This is a genomic window from Congregibacter sp., assembly GCF_965660375.1.
Lineage (GTDB): Bacteria > Pseudomonadota > Gammaproteobacteria > Pseudomonadales > Halieaceae > Congregibacter.
Genome location: NZ_CBFHZO010000056.1, coordinates 1 through 7146, shown reverse-complemented (window position 1 = coordinate 7146; position 7146 = coordinate 1). Strand labels below are relative to the sequence as shown.

The 7146-nt window shown below is 57.7% G+C and carries 5 protein-coding genes; 1 reads left to right on the top strand and 4 read right to left on the bottom strand.

Annotated features, from left to right (window positions below; all coding sequences use genetic code 11):
• Positions 1 to 41: 41 nt before the first annotated feature.
• From ACTG3T_RS04890 to ACTG3T_RS04880, 3 genes are all read right to left on the bottom strand, one after another.
• A complete protein-coding gene (locus ACTG3T_RS04890; RefSeq protein WP_439101145.1) occupies positions 42 to 2243 on the bottom strand; it encodes a DUF1538 family protein in 2202 nt (733 codons plus the stop codon).
• Positions 2244 to 2548: 305 nt separating this feature from the next.
• The gene (locus tag ACTG3T_RS04885) at positions 2549 to 4675 is read right to left on the bottom strand and encodes a TonB-dependent receptor (protein ID WP_439101144.1); all 2127 of its coding nucleotides are present in this window, start codon (positions 4673 to 4675) and stop codon (positions 2549 to 2551) included.
• A 38-nt stretch (positions 4676 to 4713) separates the two neighbouring features.
• The gene (locus tag ACTG3T_RS04880; protein ID WP_439101143.1) at positions 4714 to 5004 is read right to left on the bottom strand and encodes a hypothetical protein; all 291 of its coding nucleotides are present in this window, start codon (positions 5002 to 5004) and stop codon (positions 4714 to 4716) included.
• Between the two features lie 62 nt (positions 5005 to 5066).
• Here ACTG3T_RS04880 and ACTG3T_RS04875 point away from each other — a divergent pair, with 62 nt between their 5' ends.
• A complete protein-coding gene (locus ACTG3T_RS04875) occupies positions 5067 to 6599 on the top strand; it encodes a phospholipase D family protein (RefSeq protein WP_439101142.1) in 1533 nt (510 codons plus the stop codon).
• Between the two features lie 13 nt (positions 6600 to 6612).
• On the opposite strand, the gene ACTG3T_RS04870 is transcribed toward ACTG3T_RS04875, so the two are convergent.
• The coding region (locus ACTG3T_RS04870; RefSeq protein ID WP_439101141.1) for an aminotransferase class I/II-fold pyridoxal phosphate-dependent enzyme at positions 6613 to 7146 on the bottom strand (534 nt) is incomplete at its 5' end.

The following is a 7146-nucleotide window of genomic DNA, read 5'->3' as shown; positions in this document are numbered from 1 at the left end:
CCGCTCCGCCATTTTTTGGCACTGTTTCAAGTCCTTCCGTTTCAGCCTGCTCGCCAGGCTTTGTACTTGGTGCGAATCTCCGCGACGATCTCTTCGGGGCTTCTGTCGGTGGTATCAATCACCAGATCAAAGTTCCGTGTGTTGCTGATATCAATGCCGTAGTCGCGCAGGTAGCGTGCCTTGGTAGATTCAAAGCGGCGCTCGATATTCTCTGCGATCTCGAGCACGCTCTCGGCATGCTCTTCGGTCCTGCGCCCCGAAACCACGTCTTCGTACACCCGTTTGGCCGATGTCTCGGGGTTGACCCTGAGGTAGACCGAGAAGCTTTCGTGAATCCAGTAAAACCCCAGCCGCGCCGCCAGCACCAGTTCGCTACCCTGGCCCAGGCGCCGTACCAGCGTGTCGATCTCCCGGTCAATGGCGCGGTTGGACTCGATGAACTGATCGAGCTTGCCCAGGCTCATGTCGTACTCCTGAGCCAGGTTCCTGAAGAGGCCGCCTGCGTTGAACTTGCGGTAGTCCAGAGAGTCGGCGAGCAGGGCGGTCACGGTAGTGACACCAGAGCCGCTGTCACCCGTAATAGTGATGATGCTGCGCTTGGGCAGTGGCAGGGAGTTGATGTAGGCCGTATCACCAATGCCGTCGCCGTCAAGGTCAACGTTGTCACTAAGGCCCGCGTCTACGTGCTGGCTGACCTTGGAGAACACTTCCTGTTCCATGCGCAGGATGCGTCGCTCGTGGAAACGGATTGTCTCGCGTTTGCTGATGCCGTAGCCCAGCACCGTGATCATCGGAAAAAGGCTGGCGAAGGCGATGAGACCAAAGCCGTCGATGAGTGGATCACGCCCGGGGATGCTGGTCGCCAGACCTAGGCCCAGCGCGGCCACAATGGGCACCGTGATGGTGCTGGTTGTGACGCCGCCACTGTCATAGGCGATGGGAATGATCGTGCGGGGAGCAAAGAACGTCATGATGATCACCACGACGTACCCTGACAGAATGTAGTAGACGATGGAGTCGCCCTGCACGATGCGGAAGGCACCCAGCAGTATGCCCACACCCACCCCCACGGCCACGAAAACTCGCAGCAGGGAGCCCTTGATAGAGCCCTCGCTGATCTCTTCGGCCTTGCCTGCGATAGCGGTCAGCGCCGGCTCTGCGATGGTGGTCGCAAAGCCCACGAGGAACGCAAAGCTATAAACCAGTAGCAGGCTGCCACTGCCCGCTAGTTCGATGGCCAGGCTCTCGCCGATGGGGAACAGGCCCAGTTCCAGGCCGATAACAAAGAGGTAGAGACCGAGTACGACCAGTCCAAACCCGCCTGCCCGGATACCGAAGTGTGCGATGGGGTGGCGTAGTACAAAGAAATAGAAGAATAGAATAACCAGCGCTACCGGCGTGACATCGCGGATGCTGGACAGCAGGGTCTCCATATAGGCACAGTAGCCGACGGTCGTGGCCCCCTCGGCCGCTTCCAGAAGTACCGGTTCTGCGCCCGTGGCGCCGCTGCCATAGGCGTATATGCCGTAACCCTGCACGAAAATCATGGGCATGACGCTAGCGAAAGCGATCAGGCCAAACCCATCAATCAGAGGGTTGCGTGCCTTGAGCGTGGTCGAAAGCCCGATACCGAGCGCCGCGATCAGCGGCACCGTAACGGTTGAAGTGGTGATGCCGCCCGAGTCATAGGCCAGGCCGACGATCTCCACGGGTGAGAACAGCGTTGCCAGTAGCACCAGGCAGTAACCCGTGATGATGTACCAGTGGATCGGGTGATCCAGAATGATGCGCACAACCCCAAGCACGATTGCCAGGCCCACGGAGAATGCGACAACCAGGCGCAGCGTCAGGGCGTCGATGCCACCCTGGCTGATAACTGCCGCCTTGTTGGCGATGGCGATCAGTGCCGGCTCGGCAACGGTGGTAGCAAAGCCGATGACAAAAGCGAAGACCAGTATCCAGGTGCGGGTACTGAGCCTGGCGAGGCGCTGGGACAGGTCTTCGCCCAGGGGGAAGATGCCCAGTTCCAAGCCACGCAGGAACAGCGCCAGTCCAACGGCAACCAGCATCAGACCGATGAACATGGTGGGCAGGTCGTCGGGCACCGTTCGTAGAATAGCGAACTGATAGAAGGCGATGATGCCGACGATTACCGACAGGTCGACTAGTGATCCGCGTAGATCCTCGAAGAAAGTGTAAAAATACACGCGAAGATTCAAGGAAGTCGCTTGGCTCTGGTTCACGGTGTTCTAGGTCTCAGTGTGGGTTCTTGAAGATAAAGTCCCGGGGCGACTTTTAACAGGAAACGCTGCCCAGGCGCCGCGAGTATTGAGTGTACTCAAGCGGGCAAACAGGAGGTAGTGAGGGTCCACCGATTCTCCAGACACGCGCTAGCCGTTTTGGTGGAGATGCTACTCGTAGGATACCGGTGAAAGATGCTTGTTACGTTTTCTGAAGGACAGGCGACTGTCGAGTTCTGTCAGGCAAGCATCGGTACTCAGCTGAAAAGCGCTCCCCCCAGGCAGGGGGAGAGCCTTTATGGTTACATTCAGAAGGTAAGCCGCACACCCGCTTCAAAACTCTCCCCGGCCTGGGGAGCGAAATTACGCAGGAAGGACGTGCTCAGACGGATTTCCTCATCGGTGAGGTTTTTGAGCTTGAGGAAAGCAAGGAGCTCAGTGCCGCCGGTGAACTGCATGTTGTAGTCAATGCCCGCATCCCAACGCGTGTAGCCGTCGGTCTCCGTCTCAAAATCACCGGGATTGTCCTGATCACTGGCGTTCAGAACCCGCACATAGGCGCCCAGGGAGTCTGAGCGCCAAGAGAGCTCGCTGCCAATGCGCATGGGCGGCAGGCGAGGCACGTCACCGGCCGTGTCAAACTCGCCGGTAATCATGTCGCCAAAAACGCCAAGCGCGAGATTGCCGCCCGCCAGGGTTGCCAGGTCAAAGCTTGATTCAAACTCAACGCCGTGAAAGTCCGCATCGTCCTGCTTGTACTCGTAAATTGGCGTCTCAACTACCTCACCGCCCGTGTTCAGCAGGAAGATGTAGTCGCTAAAAGTGTTGTAGAAAAAGGTCAGTTCCGCAAAGGATGTCGCTCCCTGCCAGGTGAGCGAGAGGTCGCCGTTTAAAGAAACCTCAGTATCCAGATTGGGGTCGCCGATCTCAATAATGCCGGTGGCCGCATGCGTCACCAGTCCCTCGCCAGAATTATTCAAATTGGAGAACAGCTCTTCGGTGGATGGGGCACGCTCCGATCTGGATACGGATATCCCAAGACTCAGGCTTTCGTTGATCGGGTAGAGCGCTGAGCCTGAGAGGCTGTAACTGGTGAAGTCTTCTTCAAACCCCGTGGCAGGATCACGTTCGACGTAATCCAAGCGACCACCGGCCTCAAACTGCCAGTCCCCCGCGTGAAAATCCTGAACGTAAAAACCACCCCATTCGACGGAGTCCGTTTCCGGAACGTAGGCTTCTTCACCCACCGCCGAGAACTCGTCCCCTTTGAACTGCACGCCGAAAACACCGTGGTTGTCGCCCTCACGGACAAGCTCCAGACGTCCCTCGTAGGTCTCACGACTAAATTGCGTGCCGATCTCTACGCCTTCGAGCTCCACGTGCTCGTAGTCGGTGTAGGTCAGATAGGCGCGAGCCACATCAATGAATCCGGGGGCCAGGTCGTGCATATGCAACTGGGTGTCGTAACGCTCCTGCTGAAGGTCGATGCGGATAATTTCTGCTTCCTCCTCCTGTAGATTCTCTTCGCCCCCGAGCTCCTCGCCTTCAGGGCCCTCCTCATGGCCGTGCGCGTGCGCGCCGGGAGGGATGCCGTAATTGGTCTCGAAGCTGTTGTAGGAGAAGCCGACGAAATCCCGTTCGCCGAAGTGATAACTACCGCCAATGTTAAGGACGTCGGAGTCGCCGTTGGTATTGGCGATAAAACCATCGGAGTTTTCGAACTCTTCCTCTTCGTGAGCGTGCTCTTCGCCCTCGTGCTCCTCATCGTGGCCACCGAGGAGTTCCTCCTGCATCTCCACCGCTTCTTCATCGATGGCCAGGCCAGGGATGCTCATGTCATCAAAGTCACGAAAGGTGCCGCTTACATGGAAAGCAAAGTCACCAGCACCGCCTTCAAGCTTCAATACGCCGGTATTCATTTCCGGGGCGTCGTCGTAGCGGTATTCAACGGCACCCTGTATGCCGTCAATGCGCTTGGCGGGGATGCGGTTGTCGATGGTGTTGATGACACCGCCAATGGCGCCGCCGCCATAGAGCAGGGTAGAGGGGCCTCGAAGTACCTCGACAGATTCCGCCAGCATGGGCTCGATACTTACCGCGTGGTCGGGGCTGAGGCTGGATACGTCGGCCGCGGCGATGGCGTTGGTGAGGTTGACGGTACGGGGACCCCCCTGGCCTCTGATTACTGGTCTGCCGACACCCGGGCCGAAGGAGGAATTAGAGATGCCGGGTTTGTCTCCCAGGGTCTCGCCGAGGGTACTGGAGGCAAGGCGTCGCAGCTCGGCGCCGCTGAGCACCGTGACTGGTAATGCAGTCTCCGCGGCTTTTTTGTGAATGGGAACGGTAACGAGCACGTGCTCGAGGCGTGTGTCGGGTGTTTGTGCCATGGCCTGGCTGGCGGCGCCAATGCAGGCCGCAAGAATAGTGCGCTTCATGCGTCTCTCCTAAAAAAAGAATATGTGTTCAATCTTCTTCAGGAGAGGAGCGGGGGGCCTCGTGCATTGAGGCGGTAACGGAGGCTCAGAGGCGCGAAGCTCAGCGGCGGTTGTGCTGCGTTGGTTCCGGCAACCTGGGCATGGGCGGCGTCGAACTGTGCAGACGGTGCCGACTGATCGTGCTCAAACTGACATACCGAGCACTCGCTGATGGGGCAGTCGTCGGCGTGCAAATGCCCCGCAAGGGCTACCTGCATGCCAATAAACAGCACCAGCGCGATGGCCGTTGCCCAGTGGGGCCTAACTTTTGTGGATGTGAGTCTCAGCACGCAGCGGATAGTACTATAAGTCTGCAGGAACAAAAACGGTGCTTTTGCTAAAGGAGTTTGGAATGCGCTCAGTGGTGTTATTCGCTGTGATTTTTGGCGCGACGATGCTTGGCGCCTGTTCAACAGTCGACTTTGAGCAGCCCAAAGAGGCGAGCTATGCAAACCTGGATACCAGCGACACCCGTTTGGGCAGAGCACTGGGGCCCCTGAGGGAGGCTCGTCACCCCCAGTCAGGGTTTGCTCCGCTATTGCCGGGTGTTGATGCGCTCTCTGCACGACTGCTGCTCATCGGTCTTGCTGAGGAAGCCCTCGATGTTCAGTACTATCTGGTAGGGAATGACCCCATTGGTGCGGTGTTTTTTGAGGCGCTCCTCAAAGCGGCAGATCGCGGTGTCCGCGTACGACTACTGATTGACGATATTGGCACTCGAAACATTGAGCATCAACTGGCACCGCTCAACAGTCACCCCAATCTTGAGCTCCGTTTGTTTAACCCCTTTGCCAACCGCAATGCCCGGGGGCTGGATGCCTGGGACCTGAATCGCCTGTCGAGACGCATGCACAACAAGACACTCATTGCTGACCAGGAGTTGCTGATCCTCGGCGGCAGGAACATGGCGGCGGAATATTTTGCGGCGAATCCTGCCTATAACTTCGGTGATGTAGACACGGCGGCGGTGGGTACCGTAGCGAGAGATGCATCGGCTATGTTTGACCGCTATTGGAACGACCGCTATAGCACTCCCTTCGACCACCTCGCTGCTCCCGACACAGAATCGCTGAGCCTTGAGGCCTTGCGTTCAGCCCTCAAGGAAACCTCTCAAGAGCTCGCAGGGTCTCCCTACGCCATGCTGGTTGAAGACCGTGCGGTGGCTATGTCGGAGCTCCACGCCGATGAGTATTTTTGGTCGCCTTACAAGTTGGTGTATGACAATCCGCAAAAGGCCCTGTCGAGGGAGTCTTTGCCGGAAGAAAAGCTGAGCTACTCCCTGGGACAGGTAGCAGGAAATGCGACCCAGGAGCTCTTTGTGCTATCTCCTTATTTTGTGCCCCGCAAGGCGGGTATTGAATGGCTGTCGGAGATTGCCCAGCGGGGCGTACAGATAGATGTTTTAACCAATGGCCTCGCTGCTAACGACCACATTGTGGTCCACGGGGGCTATGCCCCCGCCCGTAAACCGCTTCTTTGCAAGGGCGTAAGGTTCTTTGAGCTCCGGGGCGATATTGTGATGGAGGGCACTAAAGCATCTGAAGTGTCTGAGGCCAAAAGTAAGCTCCACGGCAAAGCCTTTGTGGTAGACCGGCGCTATTTGTTTATCGGGTCCTTTAACTGGGATCCTCGTTCGGCAAACCTGAACACGGAAATGGGGGTTCTGATCGATAATAAGGAGTTTGCCGGCGCCTTCGCCGACGGCATGTATGGCGCGCTGGATAAAAACGCCTACGAAGTGTTTCTGGAGGACGGCGCGCTGCGTTGGCACGCCCGGAAGGCGGGCGGCGTTGTTGAAGTGCTCAACAAAGAGCCGGAGGTGAGTTGGTGGACGCGCCTTTTGGCCAACCTGTCGCGTCTACTGCCGATTCGCGGGCAGCTTTAGTCAACACACCATATTAGGATGCCTGCGCCGCGCTCGTCTGGAGCCGCGCAGCCAGCTCCTCCATATCCGACTCTTCAATATTGGCAAAGGCAAAGCGCAGAAAGCGTTCCTGTCCCGGCCCGAAGAAACTCCCCGGTAAACACAGGATGTTCTGTTCATCGGCAAGACGTCGCGCAACCTCCCGAGCGCTCTGTAGCTCGAAGGGGTGGCGGATGTAGGCAAAATAGCCACCCGCGGAAATCAGTTCATAGCCCAGCTCGTTTTCACGAAAAACGCGCTTCATGGCGTTTTCTCGTCCGGCGAGCAAAGCCCGTTTCTCCGCCACCCAGGGCCAGGAGTGCTTGAGCCCAAACAGTGCCGCATCCTGGGAAATACGCGGTGTGCAAATCTGCACCGTGTCCATCACCTTAGCCACGGCATCAATGACCCGGGCGCTGGCTGATACCGCACCGATGCGATAGCCCGTGAGACTGAAAGTTTTAGAAAAGCTGTAAAGCTGGATCAGCGTCTCATCCCAATGGCTCTCCTGGATAAGATCGTGTGGCGG

Coding starts and splice junctions, on each gene's coding strand:
- ACTG3T_RS04875 (WP_439101142.1), top strand. CDS start 5,067: ATGCGCTCAGTGGTGTTATTCGCTGTGATTTTTGGCGCGACGATGCTT.
- ACTG3T_RS04885 (WP_439101144.1), bottom strand. CDS start 4,675: ATGAAGCGCACTATTCTTGCGGCCTGCATTGGCGCCGCCAGCCAGGCC.